Origin of the sequence: Phnomibacter sp. (assembly GCF_036803085.1) — a bacterium.
In the GTDB taxonomy this organism is placed as follows: domain Bacteria; phylum Bacteroidota; class Bacteroidia; order Chitinophagales; family Chitinophagaceae; genus Phnomibacter.
This window is the reverse complement of the sequence record NZ_DAIRUZ010000007.1, coordinates 176,212-194,473: the sequence shown is the minus strand read 5'-3', so window position 1 is coordinate 194,473 and position 18,262 is coordinate 176,212. Positions and strand designations below refer to the sequence as shown.

The following is an 18,262-nucleotide window of genomic DNA, read 5'->3' as shown; positions in this document are numbered from 1 at the left end:
TTTGTTGTTTGAGTATGGTACAGCTGACAGCACAGGCTGTAAGTGATACCAATGTTTTAAAACTGGATTATCAGGGACGCCGGATCATGAATGCTGATGATGCGTACAGCTATGTATTGAAAGTGTGGCAGGAGCCCCCACTCTGGGCTACCGATTTGTACAGCTATCCCGATCAGAAACGCCTCTACACCCGTCATTATGCCGATAGTACCCGGCGTATTTTGCAAGGTTTGTATACCAGCTATCATCCATCCGGCAAAATATCGGAGCAAGGCATGTATGAAAATGGCAAACGCCATGGCCGCTTTGATGGCTGGCACGAAAACGGTAAACGAAGCTCCTTGTTTCAGTACAATATGGGCGTAATGGTAGATACCAACCGCCGCTGGAACGATGCCGGCGAACTGGTGTATGAAAGTGTGCTCAATGCAGAAGGTACCGGTTATGTAAAAGGCATGAATCGTGGGGCTGGCTTCAAAGAATCGGGGCCCATGCTGAAAGGAGCCCGCCATGGCGAGTGGACCATCTTTCAAGAAGACCGGTTAATGATGAAAATGCAGTACATCAAAGATTCTATTGCTGTAAGTGAATGTTATGATTCGCTGGGTAATGTAGCCAACGGCCCTTGCATTTATGAAAGAGAGGCCATGTTTCCCGGAGGAGTGAACGGGTGGCGCAACTATTTGCAAAGCAACCTTCGCTACCCCGACGAAGCAAGACGTGGAGAGATTCAGGGAGTGGTGAAAATCAATTTTACTGTAGATAAAGACGGTGTGCTTTCTGAATACAGCATTGCATCATCGCCGCATGAATCGCTGAGCAGAGAAGTGATTCGCCTGTTGCAAAAAGGCCCCCAATGGATGCCGGCCATACAATACAACCGGCCCGTAAAAATGCGGCACAGTCAGAATGTGGTTTTCCGGTTGCAGTAAGCTATTGTTGTATGCAGCAGTCTGCTTCCGTTATTTTTTGCGAATGAGCATGAGCCCATCCCGTACGGTCAACAACACATTTTGGGTACGGTCGTCGGCCTGCACATGGGCATTGAATGCCGCAATGGCTTTGGCGTTTTTACCTTTCAGTTCGTCCTGCAATACTTCGCCATGAAACAGCACATTGTCGGCCAGTAAAAAACTACCACTGGCCATGCGGGGGATCAGCATTTCGTAATATTCGATGTATGAAACTTTGTCTGCATCAATGAAAACCAAATCCCAACTTTCTTGCAGTGTTGGAATGATTTGCTTTGCATCGCCCTGCAGCAAATGCAACTGATGTTTATAAACAGAACGATCGAAAAATGTTTGTGCCGTCGCAGCATCTTCTGCCCGCATTTCTATTGTGTACAGCAATCCGTCGGATGCTAAACCTGCTGTTAAACACAAGGCACTAAACCCGGTGAATGTGCCGATTTCCAAAATGCGTTTTGGCCGCAGCATCTGGCTCAACTGTTGCAGCAGCAAGCCTTGCACTGCCCCGCTAATCATGTGGGCCTTGGAATGATGTTGTTCGGTGTAGGCAAGAACTTCTTGCAGCAAGGGCTCCGGCTGGCTACTGTGTTGAACGGCGTATGTTTCTACATCTTGCGGCATGTGTAATAGTTGAAGTGGCACAAAGGTAGTGGATGAGTTGGGAGTCCGGAGTCGGTAGTCCGGAAGACGGGAAGTCAGGAGTTCACTGCAACACTCTAAGTCCCCTCTCACTTGGGGAGAGGTAAAATTGATGAAAGAAAGTCCCAAAGTAGGTAAGACGATAAGTCTGTTGTCCGTGGTCTGTAGTCGGTGGTCAGTAGTCTGTAGTTCGTATCTTTATCGCCTATGCATTTTCCCGATTTACAGGCCCAACATGAGCCATCTCTTAAGCCGTCACGCAAAAAACCGATGTATAAGGTTAACCCTGATTTAAGGGAGTTTTTGCAGCAGCATGGCCGGCAAAAAAAATACCTGGTTGACTACGCAGATTTACGTCGTTTTACTTACTCTACTGCACTAAAAGACAAGCATGGCAACGACACCATGTGGGAAACGGTTTCTTACGACAGCCGCGACTGGGATTACCTCCGCGAAGTGCTGGTAGAAACATACGCCGCGTTGCGTACAGAAGGCGATCTCACTTTTGTGCCACAACTCGATTTGGCAAGAATTGATTTTTGCCCTTTCGGCAATTCGCAACCGTTTCGTATTCGAATTGTCAATAAGTTCAACGATAACTACGACCACTACTATGTAAAGCAAGCCGATGCTTCACGCATTTATGGGTTGGAGCTGGAGCACATGCTATCACCAAATCGAATTACGTTTTTAACCAGCGGCAATACGTTGATTGAAGAGCATATACCCGGCATACCCGGCGATGTATTTATTAAGCAATACATGGATGATCCGAACTTCAATAAAATAAGGTTTGCCAAAGAGTTTGTGAAGTTTAACGAACGCTGCTTTGTGCGGTTGCTCGGCGATATGCGCAGCTACAATTTTGTAGTAAATATTACCCCCGATATCGAAGATTATCAGTACCGCATACGGGCTATCGACTTCGATCAGCAATCGTACGAAGGGCGCAAAAATTTGTACCTCTGCCAGTTTTTAAAAGAAAATTATCCGTTGGTAGAACTTACGCTCAACAATCTGAATAAGGATAGTATAGAACAATATCAGGCAGAAGAAAGAACACTGATGTCTTTTCGATTGGCTACATCTCGCTATCGTCTCAAGCATTTGTTGGATATCATGCATAAAGATGAAATAGCGCCGCCCGAAAAATTGACACAGCTTCGGCAAGAATTGGCCGAGTATTACCATGCACCTCATTTTTTAAAATGCGGCTCCATGGGCGATGTGGTAAAAATGCACATGAAACAAACGCTTCGCAAAAGCATGAAACTACTGCCAAGAGTGAGGGCACGATATGACGATTGATAAAAAAGGAGCACCATATTGATGCTCCTTTTTTTATTAGAAATTCGGCTCCAGTTTGTGTTTGGAATAAAAGTCGAGAATGTAGTCCACCACTTCTTTTGGCGTGTCTACCACGGTAAATAATTCTATGTCGCCGGGGCTGATATACTTCTCTTTCATCATCGTATTGGTTACCCAATCTACCAATCCTTTCCAGTAGTCGCGGCCAACCAGCACCATGGGTACCCGGTGCATTTTGTTGGTTTGTACCAGCGTCATTACTTCAAAAAATTCATCTTGTGTACCAAAGCCGCCGGGCATCATTACAAACGCCTGCGAGTATTTCATGAACAGCGTTTTGCGTACAAAGAAGTAATCAAAATGCAGGTTCTTATCGCGGTCGATATAGCTGTTGGGTTTTTGTTCGAAAGGCAATTCAATGTTGAGGCCAACGGATTTTCCACCTGCGAGAAAAGCCCCTTTGTTGGCCGCTTCCATGATGCCGGGGCCACCACCAGAAATGATACCAAAGCCTTCCTGCGATAATTCACGGGCTATTTCTACCGCCAGTTCATAGTGCGGATGGCCAGGCTGAGTGCGGGCACTACCAAAAATGCTGATGCAGGGCCCGATGCGGCTCAGTGCTTCAAAGCCATCTACAAACTCCGCCATGATTTTAAATATTTGCCAGCTGCTGTGTGCTTTGCTTTCTGCCCACCGGCGGGGCTGTGCTGTTTTCACTACTTCATTCATATGCGTAGGTCATTTATTATTCGTGTATTACAAAAGTTGTGGGGTCAAAGTTGATGGCTATTGCCGAACCCGTAGATCATTTAACAATCATGCTACAGCAGGCTGTGCATTGGTTTTGTGCGATACCAGCCACAAACCAATAAACGTGAGCAGCCCGTTGATGATGAGCAGTTCGAGCCCAATTTCAAAATTGCCAAACAGGCTTTTCTGAAAATAATCGATGAAGAAACAAATGATGGGAGCGGTGATGCACACAATGGGCACCAGCTTGTCTTTTACCTGCCGTTTGGTAATGATGCCGAAGGTAAACAAGCCCAACAGCGGTCCGTAGGTGTAGCCTGCTACTTTGAGTATTACCCCAATCATACTCGGGCTGTCTATCCATTTAAAGAGCATCACAAATACAAGGAAGATACCTGCGAAAACGAGGTGTACCCGCTGGCGTAGTTTTTTCTGTGCGGCTTCATCCAAATCGCTGCGGCGTTTGAGGCCAATAATGTCGATGCAGAAAGAAGAAGTAAGGGCTGTAATGGCACCATCAGCACTGGGGAACAAGGCACTGATAAGTGCGATGATGAAGATGATGCTGAAAACATGCGGCATGTATTGCAATGCCAGCGTGGGAAACAGTTTATCGTTCGTTACATTTTTGCCATCGAGCATCAGTTTGCCTGCTTCCCACACGGCACCTTTTTCAAACGCATACAGGTGCATAATGCCACCGAGGAACAAGAAGAGCAGAATGACCAGCAGCATAATGCCGCCCAACACCAACACGTTTTTCTGAGAATCTTTCAGGGTACGTACGCTAATGTTTTTTTGCATCATTTCCTGGTCCATACCGGTCATGGTAATGGTGATGAATGCACCCGCCAGAATTTGTTTTACAAAAAAGAGTTTGTTGCCCGGCTCACCAAAAAATACTTTGGAGTAAGGTGCTCCTTCGGGGTTGATGGTATTGCCCAGTGCTGTTACGGCTTCACCCACACCCATATTGAGCTGCGATAAAATGAAGTACACACAAAGCACCAAGCCTGCCAGCATACAAGTGGTTTGCAGCATATCGGTATACACAATGGTTTTTACACCGCCTTCGTAGGTGTATACCAATATCATGAGCAGTAGAATGAGTGTGGTAGCCCAAAACGGAATATTGAAACTGCTGAGGATGGCATCCTGCAAGATATTGACCACCAGATACAAGCGGGCCGTGGCGCCCAATGTACGGCTGAGTATAAAAAAGCCGGCGCCGGTTTTGTACGATTTAAAACCAAGCCTGGAGCTGAGGTAATTGTAAATAGACGTGAGGTTGAGCCGGTAATACAAGGGCAGCAACACATACGCTATTACGATGTAGCCGATAAGATAACCGAGGGTGATTTGAAAGTAGGCAAATGATTCTTTGGCTACACCGCCGGGTACACTTACAAACGTAACGCCACTCAGACTTGTGCCAATCATACCAAAGGCTACCAGCATCCAGTTGCTGTTTCTGTTGCCTATGAAAAAAGAATCATTGTTGGCATTGCGGCTGGTGTACCAGGCCACCCCCAGCAATACCAAAAAATAAACAAACACAATCGATAACAACAGCACTGCACTCATAGTGTAAAGTATAAATGATTGATGGTACAAAATAGGCATTTACCACATACCGAAGCTGCTTATGATTGGCTGCACGGTGTGGCAACTGCAACACTAAAGCGAAACATTCTTAAGAAAAAATATTTAAGGCAGTATAGTGCTCTCTGCTTACTGTAGTAAATTGCGTTTCCATGATACAAGCAATACAATCCATAGCCGTTTTTTGCGGCTCTAAAAATGGCAACAACGATTTGTTTGCCATACATGCCCGCCAGTTGGGCAGGCTGTTGGCCGAAGGGGGCTACCGGCTGGTGTACGGTGGTGGTGGCAAAGGGTTAATGGGTGCTGTGGCAGATGCTTCATTAGCTGCCGGTGGCACCGTAATTGGGGTGATACCGCAGCACCTGCGGAGTTGGGAGCATCAGCACGACGGGCTTACCGAACTGCATGTAGTACCCGATATGCATGTACGCAAAAAAATGATGTATGAGTTGTGCGATGCAGCCATCATATTGCCCGGTGGTTTTGGCACCATGGACGAGCTGTTTGAAATGCTCACCTGGAACCAACTGGCCATACACGATAAACCCATTTACGTACTCAACAGTGGCGGCTATTACTCCGATTTGTTTCAGATGATGCAACGCATGCAGCAGCAAGGTTTTTTATACGATCCCGTAAGTGAACGGGTGGGTATTTATGATTTGCCACAAACGCTCATGCTGCAGATAGACAAATTTGGAAAAGCCTAAAGTGCAAACCCGATATTGAAAAATGCCCTTTGCCCGTAAGGCGAACGGCTGTTTTGCAACACATCGTATTGCATACTCAGCAGTGTTTGTCCGCGGTTGCCCATGGGTATAGCCAAACCACCACCAAGAAGCAAGGAAGGGATAAACGCACCATTGATTTTTACATCGGCTGCCGGTGGATTTTTATATTTGATTTTGCCCCAGTTGTAGTTGAGTTCCGGCTGTGCCGATAAAAATAAAAAGTTGACCGGGTACACTCTGGTAAAGACATTCAAACCTGCGTATCCATAATTGTACCGCTGGCTTTCATCGCCATTGAAGAAGCGGATTTTTTGGCTGGAATACGAAAAGTTGACACCGGCCCCGGCTACTATATTTCTGGTAAAAGCATAGCCCACTTGCGGCGAAAACTGGATGAAAGTAAAATCGCCAAAGGTGGCGCCAATATTGCCACCCATCACCAACTTCGATTTGTCAAACTTGCGGGGTGCTTCTTCGGTTGCGGGTGTTTCTTGTGCCCATGCTTGTGTAGCTAAGATGGCCATTGCTGCCAATGTCAATATTTTTTTCATCCGGATATTTTTTTGTGTGTTGCCCTGCAAAATAGAACAAATTGGCATGGGCCGCAGCCTGCCACATTGATAAAGAAATCTCAAAGCTGTATCAGCGCTAATAGTTTGTTAAGAGGGATGAAGGAATTTTGTACGAAATGAATCGTACTATATTTACGAATCATTTCGTAAATCATATAAAAAAACATCTATGCAACAAACCATGTACCGCCGTCGCTGGCTATTGCCGGCCATTGTAGTGGTAACCGCCATTGTATTGTTACAACCTCCGTTTCGGGGTACTGCGCAGCCAAAAGCCGCCCCGCCGGCTGCAGCAAATGCGGATACTAGTCGTAAAAAATCTGTTAGCATGGCGGAGGCCGAAGCCCGGTTGGCCGAAGCCATGGCCGCTTTGCAACAAGCCATGGCCAACCTGCCCAAAGATGCGCTGCTGCAGGCCCGTGCCGGCATGCAAACTGCCCTGCAGCAACTGGATATGCAGGCCGTGGAAGCATCGCTGCAAGCAGCCAAAGCGCAACTTGATGCGATACGATTAAACAAAGACATCAGCAAACACCTGAGCCACGAAGCCTTGGCCGCCATGGAAACGGAGCTGGCCCATGCCCGGCAGGTGCAGGCCACCGAAATGGCCAGTGCCATGAAAGAAATGCAGGCGGCCCTTGCGGGTAAGGAAAAAGAAATACAACAAGCGATGGCCGAAGCACAGGTGCAGCTAAAAGCCGCAGCGGCACAATTGAAGAAAACACAGGAAGGGCTGAAGGAATTGAAAAAAGATGGATTGCTGAAAGATGAGGAGCAAGTGCAACTGGAATGGAAAGAAGGTATTCTGTACATCAACGGAGCGGCACAATCGAAAGCCGTATCGGATAAATACAAAGCCTATTTTGGTGAAGAGCGGAAGCAGTATCAGTAACAATTCAGTGATAAAACATTTTACCGAAAGGCAATCCAAACAGGATTGCTTTTTTTTCTGCATGGAAATAAGGTTGCATAACCCCACAACGGCTAAACATGATAGGTGTGTTTTTACCGTTTTGATTATCAATGGATATGCAGATAATAAGCCGGGTTGTTTAATTTTTGGGTATTTGATGCGAACGAAAATGTGGATAAGTGCCACTCCCCATGCATTATCTAGGGCGTATGTAGGGAGTAACTATGGGGAAGGTTTGTAGTTGGTGGTTTGTAGTTGGTGGTTGGTGGACTCGACCTAATAAAACTATACCAGTTATTCAATTAAGCCAGATTGGGTTAGATAGTATCACGGCGGGCTGGCATTATACCCGGTATTACAAAAACGCTGCCTGTGTAAGTAGATGGTTCGTGAACTACGAACCATGGCTTTTGGATCACGAACCAAGGCGGAGGAGATTATTTATCAAAAGCTAAAAATGACCGAAGGGGAAACATATTGTTTCCCCTTCGGATTGGTCAAGTACGCAGCCTGACCAGATTGTAACAATTCAATAAAATGCTACGGCTGTAAAATTATAAGAATTAGGTGATAATTGATTGTTTGAAGAGGTTTGATTCGTGAGATACGAAAAATGGCGGATAACTATCTACTGGATGATGGCATCAAAAAACAGGCGGCCTTCTTTGTCGGTTACTTCTGTAAAGCGTTGGATGCGGTCAGAGAGTTCTGCCAGCCGGTCTATATTGGCCACCACATAGCCATTTTCGGCAAAGTGGCCATCAATGTTTACTATTTCATCATCCAGTGCCTTTACCACATCATCCAGCTGCAAATCTTGCGGCAGCCTGTTGCGGTTGATGATGATTCTCGATTCCTGTACAGCCAGCTCCATGTTTTCAGCAGTATTAAAACCTTCGTGGATGAGCTGGTACACCCTGTCGTTATCGCTATGGTCTACTAACCTTATATAAAAGTCGTCGGCGTTTTGTATTTCCTTTCGTCCGTGGTGCGGGGCTGCTTGGGCATAGCTTACCCGTGTCAGGCGGTCTTTGCTGCTTCTTAAGGTGCGGTAATTCGGGCTTTCTATAGTGGTAAGATAACTGGCGGTTTCCGGCAATGGCTCGTTGGTTATTTCTTTGAGCACATACACGGCTATGGCTACATGCTCCCAGGCTTGCGCCTTGGGTTCAATATGGGTTATTTCTGCCAGCAGCTCTACCACCTGCGCATCCATGAGCCTGCTCAATATTTCGTTTTCTTCTCTTGGGATGTAGCCTATCATGTGCGGCCCACAGTACAGCGCAATGGCGCAGGCATCGTGCTCGTTTTGTGGCTCCCGCTGTAGCTCCAGCAACTGGCCCACCGTCATTTGCTCCAACAGCTTGGGCCCTTGGTGAAACCGAAAGCCCCGCACAAAGCACTGCAACAAATACACTTTTTGATACTGCTTTACCAATGCCTTGGGCAATGCGCCTACGCCGAATAAACCAATGAGGTTTTTTATAAAGGTTGTACGGTTCATATTGGTAGATGATGGATGGCAGTTGACAGATTACAGGATTACTGCCTGCCAACTTCTGCCATGCTATTTTTTATTGCATACAAACCTTTACTTTTGAAGTGCAGAGGCTTGCGGGCCACTGCACCCTATGCAGCCTTCGGGCTGCATATTTTTTTGTTCAGATATCAAATACAGGATTCAGTATCACCTCAAAAGTCTATCAAGTTTGCCTTTTCATCGTTTAGGCATTTAAAATTAGCGTGTTTCTCTTTTTTTAAGTCATCGAATTTCATGGTAGCGTAGAAAACAGCTTTAAAAATATTTTGTTGATATACGGGAAGTAAGGATATTTAAGGTAGAGCAATTCTCAGTTACGGGTGTAACAACACTGCCTGGGAGCGTGATGACATAACGACTGCGTGTGATGCAGGCGCTTGGTATACCTGTACCTGTCGGAAACGCTCCTCGTTTAAAAGCAGTATACATGTGCCTAAACTCCTTATCCCGTTTTGTTCATCCCTTTTTTCGTGTAATGATTTTTCATTTTGATCAAACTTGGGGATGTTTTTGCATTTGGCATTTTATCATTAGTATACTCAAATGGTAAGATTTTTTAGCAACATCATCTGAAACTATCAAATTAATCTCCTGCCTGGCATATTTCTCTAAATATTTGCACAAATACAAACTCGTATGTCAACTGAAAACACACATGAATTATTTGAAATAGTACCTGTGTATCAAGTAGCCATGAATGCTGCGATGTTACATAATCATGTGCCACCCATTCGGGAGATTTCTATTACAGCACATGCTGGTGCAGATGAGTCATCCTCTTATCGGTTGTTATTGGAAAATGATTTGGGTGCTTGGTCCAGCTGGTCTGTAACGATTGACAAACTGGTTGCTGATGTACCCTTCGTGTTAGATAATATCCCGGTGCGGATGGATTGGGATTTGCTATCCGGGCTTACTGAACGGCAGGATGGATTCTTTATCGTGAAGTTGTTTCGACAATCCGATAGTTCATTATGTATAGAACAAAGCTTGCCTTTGAGTTTAATGCCATTAGACATGTGGTTAGGGGTACAGGTATTACCAGAGTTGCTGGCATCATTTGTTACGCCTAATATTCCTGCCATTCAACAGCTTTTGCAAGCCTCTACTATTGAATTGCAACGACTGAGTGGTAATCCTTCATTAGATGATTATCAAAGTCAGGATATCAGTCGTGTTCGACTTATGATGGCGGCTATCTACCATACAATTAAGCAAACTCAGATTGTATATGCTACAGTACCTGCCAGTTTTGAACAGCAAGGTCAGCGAGTACGGATGCCGGATGCCGTTGTGAATCAGCGGATGGGTAATTGTTTGGATATGAGTTTGCTTTTTGCTTCTTGTTTGGAAGCGGCTGGTCTGAATCCGCTTGTGGTCATCATCAAAGGGCATGCATTCGTAGGCGCATGGCTTGTTCAGGATACACTTGCTGATCCGGTAACTGATGACCCGAGCATTCTTAGCAAACGAATGGCAGAAGGCATTTATGAGATTGCATTAATTGAGGCTACCGCCATGAATGCAGGTAAAGAGTTCGGATTTGAACAGGCAGAGCAATTAGCCGCATCGCATATGACTAATGTCGACGATTTTATCATGTGTATTGATATAAAGCGGGCCCGCTATGGAGGTGTATTGCCTTTACCGATAAGGGTGCAAGATGAAAATGAGTGGAAATGGGCACCAACAGCAATGCCATCAAAAATGGATAGCAAAGAAGATGTTATCAGTGAAATCAGACAAGGTGACCGGCTTGTTCATACCAGCAAGATTACAGTTGGCCGACAGCAAATTTGGGAACGGAAGCTGCTGGATCTTTCATTGCGCAATGCTTTGTTGAATATGCGTATCAGTCAGCAAACACTTCAGCTGATAACACCGCCTTTGTCTGAATTAGAGGATATGCTTTCTTCCGGTAAGGAAATGACATTGCTTCCCAGACCTGCAGATTGGGACGGTCATTTACGTCATTCGGGGTTGTATGAAGCATTACATGCTAACGATCCTATCCTACAATTGGTTGCTCATGAGCTGCAGCATCAAAGAATCAGGTGCTATCAGGCAGAGACGCACTTTCAGGAGGTGCTAACCGGGATGTATCGTAAAGCCAAGACTGCCATAGAAGAAAATGGCGCCAACACGTTGTTTCTGGCTATTGGTGTTCTTCGGTGGTATGAGACGCCGCAGAGTCAAAGACCAAGATTTGCTCCTTTGATTTTAACTCCAGTGGAAATCATCCGAAGAGGCGCTCAAAAAGGGTTTGTGCTCAGAAGCAGGGACGAAGAGTCTCAAATCAACATTACGTTGTTGGAAATGCTTCGCCAGGACTTTGGTATTACTGTTTCAGGACTTGATCCGTTGCCCAGAGATGAAAATGGCGTTGATGTAAAGCGAATACTACATATTTTTCGACAACTTATCATGAGTCAGCCCCGTTGGGATGTAGAAACACAGGCGCTGATTGGTCATTTTTCTTTCAGCAAGTTTGTGATGTGGCGAGACCTACATGCGCATTCCCATTTGCTTGCCCGCAACCCTGTAGTAGACAGTTTGATTAAAAATCAGTTAAGCTGGGCGGCAGACCTGGATAACACAGGTGATGCCCAACCCGATAAACAATGGAAACTTACTGATGTGCTATTGCCTATTGGTGCCGACAGTAGCCAATTAAAGGCAATAGCATCAGCTCTTTCTGATAAAAGTTTTGTATTGCACGGACCTCCCGGTACAGGTAAGTCACAAACAATTACCAACATCATTGCCAATGCTTTGTACAGGGGCAAACGTGTGTTATTTGTAGCAGAAAAAATGGCTGCGCTGGAGGTTGTTGAAAAAAGGCTTGCGTCAATTGGTCTTGGGCCCTATTGTCTTGAACTACACAGTAACAAATCGAGAAAGACCGCTGTATTGGAGCAACTCAAGCAAGTGATTGAAACAGGCAGGGTTGATGATTCGGGCGTTTTTGAACAGGAGGCGAATAGACTTGAATCCTTAAGGGCGGATCTTAATTTATACATAGAGGAGTTGCATAAGCCGGGGCTAATGGGGCTGTCTTTATACGATGCTATACATGGTTTTTCTGGTATGCCTGTTTCGCTTGAGGAAGCACCCATTGAGAAAGCTGTTATTCAATACCCTGATGCCATCCGCCTACAGTTAATCGAAGACCAAGCGCAGGCTGTTGAAGCTGCTGCTCATTCATTGCGTGAAGTTCACAAGCATCCACTGCAGTCAGTATTTCTCCAACACTATTCGACGCAGGACCAGACTGAGGCGAATCAGCTATTAGTAAATCTTATTGAGACAGGAGACTGGATTGAGTTTCATACAAGCCGGTTGATTCAGACTATTGGATTGGAAGAGGCGTTTATACCGGGAAGAGAACAATGGATTTATATTCAGCGGTTATTAGAGATTTGGATTCAAGTGCCGGACTTTCCAGTTTCTTTTTTGACAGTGAGTGAGCCAATCCAAACATGGGAGCGTATACGTTCGGTTGCCACTATGGGCTTAAAATATCAAGAAAGTGTAAGTAGGATTTCAGAAAGATTCTTAGATTCTATTCTGCAGGTGCAACCAGAGGCTTTGCAAATGGAATGGCAGCGGGCCAGCCAGGGGTGGTGGCCTGTGCGGTGGTGGCAACAACGAAAGGTTAGACAGCAACTTCAGATTCATGCGAAGAGCAGGAAACTAAGTAATGAAGAGGTTCCAGCATTACTTGAGCAACTCAGGGTAGTTCATGGTGAGGAAAAAGCGCTTATGAGTGAGTCGAATTGGTTGTTGCCATTGCTTGGACCATTGTGGAAAGGTGTGTCTACAGATTGGTCAAAAATTTTGACCGGCATTGAAGTATTAGATTCCAGTTATAACCATGTATTGCTTACTGTATCTGAGGGGGCTCAATTGACTTTGTGGCGAGAAAAGTTTGGTGGCATGTTAACTGAAGGAGTAAGTGGTTATGCTGTTTTAAAGCAATCTTTTTGGCGGAATTTTCACAGATGCTCACCACATTTTTTAAGGAAGAAGAAAGGCTAAAAGCGTTGTTGTTATGGACATTTGATTCGGATGATCCTGAGACAAAGCGACTGAGTAACATAGTGAGTTTGTACAAAAACGCACATGAACATTTACAGGATTTGCGTGACTGGTGTATTTACAGGCAGCAGAGTGGTCAGTTAGCATCGATTGGTCTAGCAGCAGCTGTTGTGGCCCTGAATAAAGGAAAACTAACTGTTTCGGGATTTGCCGATTCAGTTAAAAAGGGTGTGTATAAAGCCATTGCAGATTTTCAAATTGAGACCTCGGGTGTGTTGAGTAAGTTTAGTTCTGATATTTATAACGACAGTATCAAAAGATATGCTAAGCTTATGCAACAATTTGAGGATTTGTCGCGTAAAACGATTGCTGCAGTTGTCACTAGCAGATTGCCCAATATGCTGCACGAGGCTGCCAGAAGTAGTGAGGTGTCGATATTAAAAAGAGCTATTGGTAATAATGGCAGAGGTATTAGTATACGACAGTTATTTCAGCAGCTACCTCACTTGTTGCCAAGGATTACGCCATGTATGCTGATGAGCCCGATGTCTGTGGCACAATACCTAAGTCTGGATTTGGAGCCGTTTGATTTAATCATTTTTGATGAGGCATCTCAGATGCCCACTGCAGAAGCTATCGGAGCCCTTGCGAGGGGTAAAAATGTGGTGGTAGTTGGAGATCCGAAGCAAATGCCCCCGACCAGTTTTTTTGCTGCGCAGCAATTTGACGGGGACAATGCAGATAAGGAGGATATGGAGAGTATTTTGGATGACTGTTTGGCTTTGCCCATGCCGAGCAAACATCTATTATGGCATTATAGAAGCCGTCATGAGAGTTTGATTGCTTTTAGTAATGCTAAGTACTACGACCACCAATTGCTGACTTTTCCGAGTGCAGATGATATTGAGACGAAGGTTGGTTTTGTGTCGGTGCAGGGGTATTATGACAGAAGTAAAGCCCGGAACAACAAGGCGGAAGCGGAGGCTGTGGTAGCAGAAATTGTACAACGGCTTAAAGATCCGTCACTAAGGATGCGAAGTATAGGTGTAGTGACATTTAGCAGTGTACAACAGCAACTGATTCAGGATTTGGCAGATGCAGTATTTGCACAGGAACCTATATTGGAGAAATGGGCATATGAAAGGGAAGAGCCGCTTTTCATTAAGAATCTCGAAAACGTGCAAGGAGATGAAAGGGATGTGATTCTTTTTTCTGTGGGATATGGCCCGGACAAAGAGGGAAAGTTGTACATGAATTTCGGGCCTATTAATCGTGATGGGGGATGGCGACGATTGAATGTGGCAGTGAGTAGGGCCCGCTATGAAATGAAAGTGTTTAGTACCCTTCGTGGCTCTCAGATTGATCTGACCCGAACTTCGAGTGAGGGGGTGGCAGGGTTGAAAGCATTCTTAGAATATGCTGAGAAGGGAAAAACAGCTTTGCCAGGGGCAATGCATCGAGCATTGAGTCATTCAGGTAATGTAGAAATGGCTATAGCCGATACTATCAGGGAAATGGGCTATGAAGTACATACCGGAGTAGGCACTTCTGGATTTAAGGTAGATATAGCTGTTGTGCACCCACAGCACAAAGGAAAATACCTCTTGGGAGTGCTGTGTGACGGTAAGCAATTTGCCGGGGTACCTGCCGCAAGGGACCGATATATTGGTAAAGTTGACGTGTTGCAGCATTTGGGCTGGCGGATACATCGTATTTGGGTAGCAGACTGGTGGATGCGTAGTAGCAGGGAAATTCAAAAGTTGAGGGATGCAATCGGTAGCGCTATTGAAAATGCTCCAGTTGATGTAAGTGAAACTATAGTGGAGGTGCTACCTGCAACGGAGCTTGAAAAAGCGGAAGTTGCATCTGAACAGGCGTTAGCAGCCCCATTAATGTTGAATAAAAATGTAGCGGCAAAGACTCAGACCCAATTCCGACAATTTTATAGAGAAGCCAATTTGCCAAAGGTGCAGCTGAGTTACATAGATTTCTTAGCCTATTCTCAAGAGGCGTTTATTGCCCAACAGTTAGGCGCTGTAATACAAGCTGAGGCACCTATTACCAGACGGTTGCTGTATCATCGAGTGCTACAAGCGTGGGGAATAGCCAGATTGGGCGTTAGAATTGAAGAACAACTGACTAGTGCTATTGAACAAGTGTCATGTGAATACTTATCCATATCAAACCAAGAGATTGTAGTGCCAAAAGGATTTGTGGTGAAAGATTATGTGCAATATCGTGTTCCTGAAGTGTCATCAACTTCTGTCAAGAGGAATATAGAGGATATTCCTTTTATTGAGATTGTGAATGGCATGCATGATATCTTAACGCATCAGATAAGTTTGCCATCAGAAGAGTTGCTTCGGGAAACAGCAAAATTGTTTGGTTTTGCCCGTATGGGACAGAACGTGCAGCAATGTATGGAGGAAGGGCTTAACTACGGTCTTGAAATTGGGAAATTGCTGAATAGAAATGGCAGGATAATCGCTGTTACGATTTAGAAGCCGATACAATTTACCAGCTGCAAATAATATAGGATATGGGAAACGAAAATTTGCATTACCATAATAATGGTGGCTATAATCAATTGGAAAATATGGAGCCAGAAATGGCCATAGAGAAACTGCAATTGTATCTGCAGGAATTGTTTGCACAAAAAAATGATGCAGTGAAAAGGGGCTACTATGAGAAAGCTACCACAATCAGAGATGAGGAAAAAAGAATAGAAGCATTGATAGCCAGCAAAGCTGGCAAAACTGAAAACTGCCAAGTATGCCAACCATTAAACCTAAAAACAGCTATCATCCTGCAATTGACACATTGCAAAAGGAAATAGAACAATATTTTAAAAGCTTAGCTGAAAAGAATGAAACTATACGGTATCAGTTTTTGTTCAGTCCTTTCTATGAAAATGCTGATGTGCTGATTTTGGGATTTAACCCAGGAATGGGTGATAAATATTGTGCTGATGTGATGGAAAGAACAGGATTGACTTATACGAAATATGATACATACTCTACAGGAAGAGACACATTTTATGTGTTTAGAAAAGCTGGATTAGAGAACGTATTAGAAGGAAGAATAGTGAAATCGAATGTATTTCATTTAGCCACGAGGACAGCCTCACAACTATACACTACAGCCAAAAAGATTGATGAAACGCCGAAATGGTTATTTTATAAAAAGCACTATGAATGGACTCGTGAATTGATACAGAAAGTAGCCCCTAAATTAATCATCATTGAAGGCATCAGGGCGTATCGTGAAATCAAAAAAGCTATTGAGGAAAACAGGTTTGGACAAGGAATTGACTTCATTGACAAGACTGAAATATTCCAAGGGAAATTTGAAATTGGTAATAGAACTTTTGTCTTTATTGGCTATCATAGAGCCAGACATGGCATGATAAATAAAGATGGTTTTGCAGAGTTGTTGCGAGAACAGTATCTGCAGTTAAATATGCTTGAAGAAGCTACTAAGTAGGCTAAACTAAATGCCCGGTACAAATGGACTTTTGAGAATTCTTCCAATTTTGATGTGGTACTTGCCATTGCGAATGGAAAAGCCTTTGTACTCAGTTATCATTCTTTTGGAATCGGGATTATAGCCGTTGATAAACTCTATAAAATTGTACTCCTTCCGGCTGCCGTCTTTGTTGAACAAACGGGCATGCCAAAAGGGCTTTTCATCACGGTATTCTGTTTTTTTGGTGCCTGCAGCAATTTCATTGAACCAAGGCTGCTTGATGACAATGCGTAGTGAGGTTGGGAGCGATGGATAAGTTAACTTTTCAGAAGCATGCATATCATAGGGTTTCAATGTTAAACTGTTTTTCAGATACAGCGGATGTACCGGTACACCACTCAGGTTCATGCCATTTTTCCAACTAAATAAATCGTTGAGGTTGCGGAATGTCAACGCTTGCAGCCCGATGTTATCGGCATACCAATGCATGTTGGGAAACTCCTATTGTTGCTTCCAAAAAGCCACAAATGTGTCTGCGTTAGCCATGCTTTGGCGCTCCAGAACCGTGAAGAGCTTGGGGGCGTTGGTTTTTGGTGACTTTGACATGTGCAGCACGATTAAAGCGTGTCTTTTTGTAAAACAAGCAGCCGGGTATCAAAGTCGTATGAATCCTTTGCAGCACCTTCATTGAATAATTGTATTGGCCACTTGATGGTGAGGCTATCCTTCGATGAACTAAAAAAGCCATACAGCTTTGTAATGTCTTTTGAAATAAAACCAGCATTGCGGGAAAGCAGTAAGCTGTCGCCTTTGATGGATTGTTTCATATACAAATCTTGCCCTTCACCAATCATCACCAAGCCAAGGCCGTTCTTTTTGAGTTTAATGTCAAAGATGAATAAGTCGGAGCCATCACCGTTTGGATGATTGTAGGACCATGTGCCGATGTTTAATGTGTCATCCATATCTACATCCGGGTTGTTTGAACTCCAGTACAGATAGTGAACGCCAGCACTTGACACCAACTGCTGAGTTGCTTTATCAAACTTCAGTTGTGCAACACCGGTATCAGTATTGACATTGAATTGTTGTTTGGCACTATCAAAAAATCCTGAAAATTGATTTCCGATCTCGTCGTACAGTAATTCATTATCAACAGCAATCATGAAAGAATCTGAACCGTTATGCGTAATGGTAAGGTATTCCCCACAATCGGATTCCCGTACCCATATTCCTTCAATAATAGGGATAGCACTGGTCTTGGATTCATCAGCAGAAGGATTTTTAGTTGAAGAGTCAGAAAAACAGGCAGTAAGAAAGCCCAAAAGAAACAACGCAGAGATAGATTTCGATAACATGAATTTGTATTTTAATTTCTGATTCAGGTTAAAATAAGGTCTTTTTAATTCCTCTAATTCCAAAGGGCAACAGGGTTATTGAATTGCCACAAGCCGCGTTTAGCAGCTTTGGCGGTTCGTTTCAGCTCTGTCCATTTGTGGGTTTGATCAGGTGGTTTATCGTGCCAGGTGAGACCGTCAATTGAATGAACGTGTAGACTCCAATATTCCGACTACTTTACCGGTATGCTGGTACCAAGTACTGGTGGCAGCCTATAGAATCATGCTGGTTGTGAGTGTACATAATAGTGGCATGGATTGAGTATTTGTTGGTATGCAATTTAATAAAATTGGGGACGGTATAATTAACTAAGGTTAATGCAGCCAGTT

The 18,262-nt window shown here is 44.3% G+C and carries 14 protein-coding genes; 7 read left to right on the top strand and 7 right to left on the bottom strand.

Going from position 1 to position 18,262, the window contains the following annotated elements:
* Positions 1-14 precede the first annotated feature (14 nt).
* On the top strand, positions 15-932 hold the full coding sequence (locus tag V7Q13_RS14390; protein WP_333801401.1) for a TonB family protein: 918 nt from the start codon (positions 15-17) through the stop codon (positions 930-932).
* 30 nt (positions 933-962) lie between these two features.
* On the opposite strand, the gene V7Q13_RS14385 is transcribed toward V7Q13_RS14390, so the two are convergent.
* A complete protein-coding gene (locus V7Q13_RS14385; RefSeq protein ID WP_333801358.1) occupies positions 963-1,592 on the bottom strand; it encodes an O-methyltransferase in 630 nt (209 codons plus the stop codon).
* A 288-nt stretch (positions 1,593-1,880) separates the two neighbouring features.
* Between V7Q13_RS14385 and V7Q13_RS14380 the strand changes: the two genes are divergently transcribed.
* Entirely contained in the window at positions 1,881-2,918 is a 1,038-nt protein-coding gene (locus V7Q13_RS14380; protein ID WP_333801357.1) for a hypothetical protein, read from the top strand.
* Between the two features lie 36 nt (positions 2,919-2,954).
* Here V7Q13_RS14380 and V7Q13_RS14375 read toward each other — a convergent pair whose 3' ends face one another.
* Positions 2,955-3,650, bottom strand: a complete 696-nt coding sequence (locus V7Q13_RS14375; RefSeq protein ID WP_333801356.1) for a TIGR00730 family Rossman fold protein — start codon at positions 3,648-3,650, stop codon at positions 2,955-2,957.
* 87 nt (positions 3,651-3,737) lie between these two features.
* Complete coding sequence (locus tag V7Q13_RS14370) at positions 3,738-5,255, bottom strand: sodium:solute symporter (protein ID WP_333801355.1); 1,518 nt, start codon at positions 5,253-5,255, stop codon at positions 3,738-3,740.
* Between the two features lie 170 nt (positions 5,256-5,425).
* Between V7Q13_RS14370 and V7Q13_RS14365 the strand changes: the two genes are divergently transcribed.
* Complete coding sequence (locus V7Q13_RS14365; protein ID WP_333801354.1) at positions 5,426-5,986, top strand: TIGR00730 family Rossman fold protein; 561 nt, start codon at positions 5,426-5,428, stop codon at positions 5,984-5,986.
* Here V7Q13_RS14365 and V7Q13_RS14360 read toward each other — a convergent pair.
* A complete protein-coding gene (locus V7Q13_RS14360) occupies positions 5,983-6,558 on the bottom strand; it encodes a hypothetical protein (RefSeq protein WP_333801353.1) in 576 nt (191 codons plus the stop codon). The two genes, V7Q13_RS14365 and V7Q13_RS14360, sit on opposite strands and share 4 nt — an antisense overlap.
* Positions 6,559-6,748: 190 nt before the next feature.
* Here V7Q13_RS14360 and V7Q13_RS14355 point away from each other — a divergent pair, with 190 nt between their 5' ends.
* The gene (locus V7Q13_RS14355) at positions 6,749-7,471 is read left to right on the top strand and encodes a hypothetical protein (protein ID WP_333801352.1); all 723 of its coding nucleotides are present in this window, start codon (positions 6,749-6,751) and stop codon (positions 7,469-7,471) included.
* Between the two features lie 649 nt (positions 7,472-8,120).
* Here V7Q13_RS14355 and V7Q13_RS14350 read toward each other — a convergent pair.
* Positions 8,121-8,996, bottom strand: coding sequence for an HIRAN domain-containing protein (locus tag V7Q13_RS14350; protein WP_333801351.1), 876 nt, complete (start codon positions 8,994-8,996; stop codon positions 8,121-8,123).
* 672 nt (positions 8,997-9,668) lie between these two features.
* Here V7Q13_RS14350 and V7Q13_RS14345 point away from each other — a divergent pair.
* The 3 genes from V7Q13_RS14345 to V7Q13_RS14335 all read left to right on the top strand — a co-directional run bounded on the left by V7Q13_RS14345 (position 9,669) and on the right by V7Q13_RS14335 (position 16,553).
* Positions 9,669-13,070, top strand: a complete 3,402-nt coding sequence (locus V7Q13_RS14345) for a DUF4011 domain-containing protein (protein WP_333801350.1) — start codon at positions 9,669-9,671, stop codon at positions 13,068-13,070.
* The gene (locus tag V7Q13_RS14340; protein WP_333801349.1) at positions 13,016-15,571 is read left to right on the top strand and encodes a DUF3320 domain-containing protein; all 2,556 of its coding nucleotides are present in this window, start codon (positions 13,016-13,018) and stop codon (positions 15,569-15,571) included. The genes V7Q13_RS14345 and V7Q13_RS14340 overlap by 55 nt, the downstream gene beginning before the upstream one ends.
* 271 nt (positions 15,572-15,842) lie before the next feature.
* Positions 15,843-16,553, top strand: a complete 711-nt coding sequence (locus V7Q13_RS14335; RefSeq protein ID WP_333801348.1) for a hypothetical protein — start codon at positions 15,843-15,845, stop codon at positions 16,551-16,553.
* Positions 16,554-16,559: 6 nt separating this feature from the next.
* Here V7Q13_RS14335 and V7Q13_RS14330 read toward each other — a convergent pair whose 3' ends face one another.
* Positions 16,560-17,024, bottom strand: a complete 465-nt coding sequence (locus V7Q13_RS14330; protein WP_333801347.1) for an ASCH domain-containing protein — start codon at positions 17,022-17,024, stop codon at positions 16,560-16,562.
* 128 nt (positions 17,025-17,152) lie between these two features.
* On the bottom strand, positions 17,153-17,893 hold the full coding sequence (locus V7Q13_RS14325) for a hypothetical protein (RefSeq protein WP_333801346.1): 741 nt from the start codon (positions 17,891-17,893) through the stop codon (positions 17,153-17,155).
* Between the last annotated feature and the right edge of the window lie 369 nt (positions 17,894-18,262).

Bases quoted from the DNA above. Each gene is read 5' to 3' on its own strand.
- V7Q13_RS14390 (WP_333801401.1), top strand. From the start codon at position 15: ATGGTACAGCTGACAGCACAGGCTGTAAGTGATACCAATGTTTTAAAA.
- V7Q13_RS14385 (WP_333801358.1), bottom strand. From the start codon at position 1,592: ATGCCGCAAGATGTAGAAACATACGCCGTTCAACACAGTAGCCAGCCG.
- V7Q13_RS14380 (WP_333801357.1), top strand. From the start codon at position 1,881: ATGTATAAGGTTAACCCTGATTTAAGGGAGTTTTTGCAGCAGCATGGC.
- V7Q13_RS14375 (WP_333801356.1), bottom strand. From the start codon at position 3,650: ATGAATGAAGTAGTGAAAACAGCACAGCCCCGCCGGTGGGCAGAAAGC.
- V7Q13_RS14370 (WP_333801355.1), bottom strand. From the start codon at position 5,255: ATGAGTGCAGTGCTGTTGTTATCGATTGTGTTTGTTTATTTTTTGGTA.
- V7Q13_RS14365 (WP_333801354.1), top strand. From the start codon at position 5,426: ATGATACAAGCAATACAATCCATAGCCGTTTTTTGCGGCTCTAAAAAT.
- V7Q13_RS14360 (WP_333801353.1), bottom strand. From the start codon at position 6,558: ATGAAAAAAATATTGACATTGGCAGCAATGGCCATCTTAGCTACACAA.
- V7Q13_RS14355 (WP_333801352.1), top strand. From the start codon at position 6,749: ATGCAACAAACCATGTACCGCCGTCGCTGGCTATTGCCGGCCATTGTA.
- V7Q13_RS14350 (WP_333801351.1), bottom strand. From the start codon at position 8,996: ATGAACCGTACAACCTTTATAAAAAACCTCATTGGTTTATTCGGCGTA.
- V7Q13_RS14345 (WP_333801350.1), top strand. From the start codon at position 9,669: ATGTCAACTGAAAACACACATGAATTATTTGAAATAGTACCTGTGTAT.
- V7Q13_RS14335 (WP_333801348.1), top strand. From the start codon at position 15,843: ATGCCAACCATTAAACCTAAAAACAGCTATCATCCTGCAATTGACACA.
- V7Q13_RS14330 (WP_333801347.1), bottom strand. From the start codon at position 17,024: ATGCATTGGTATGCCGATAACATCGGGCTGCAAGCGTTGACATTCCGC.
- V7Q13_RS14325 (WP_333801346.1), bottom strand. From the start codon at position 17,893: ATGTTATCGAAATCTATCTCTGCGTTGTTTCTTTTGGGCTTTCTTACT.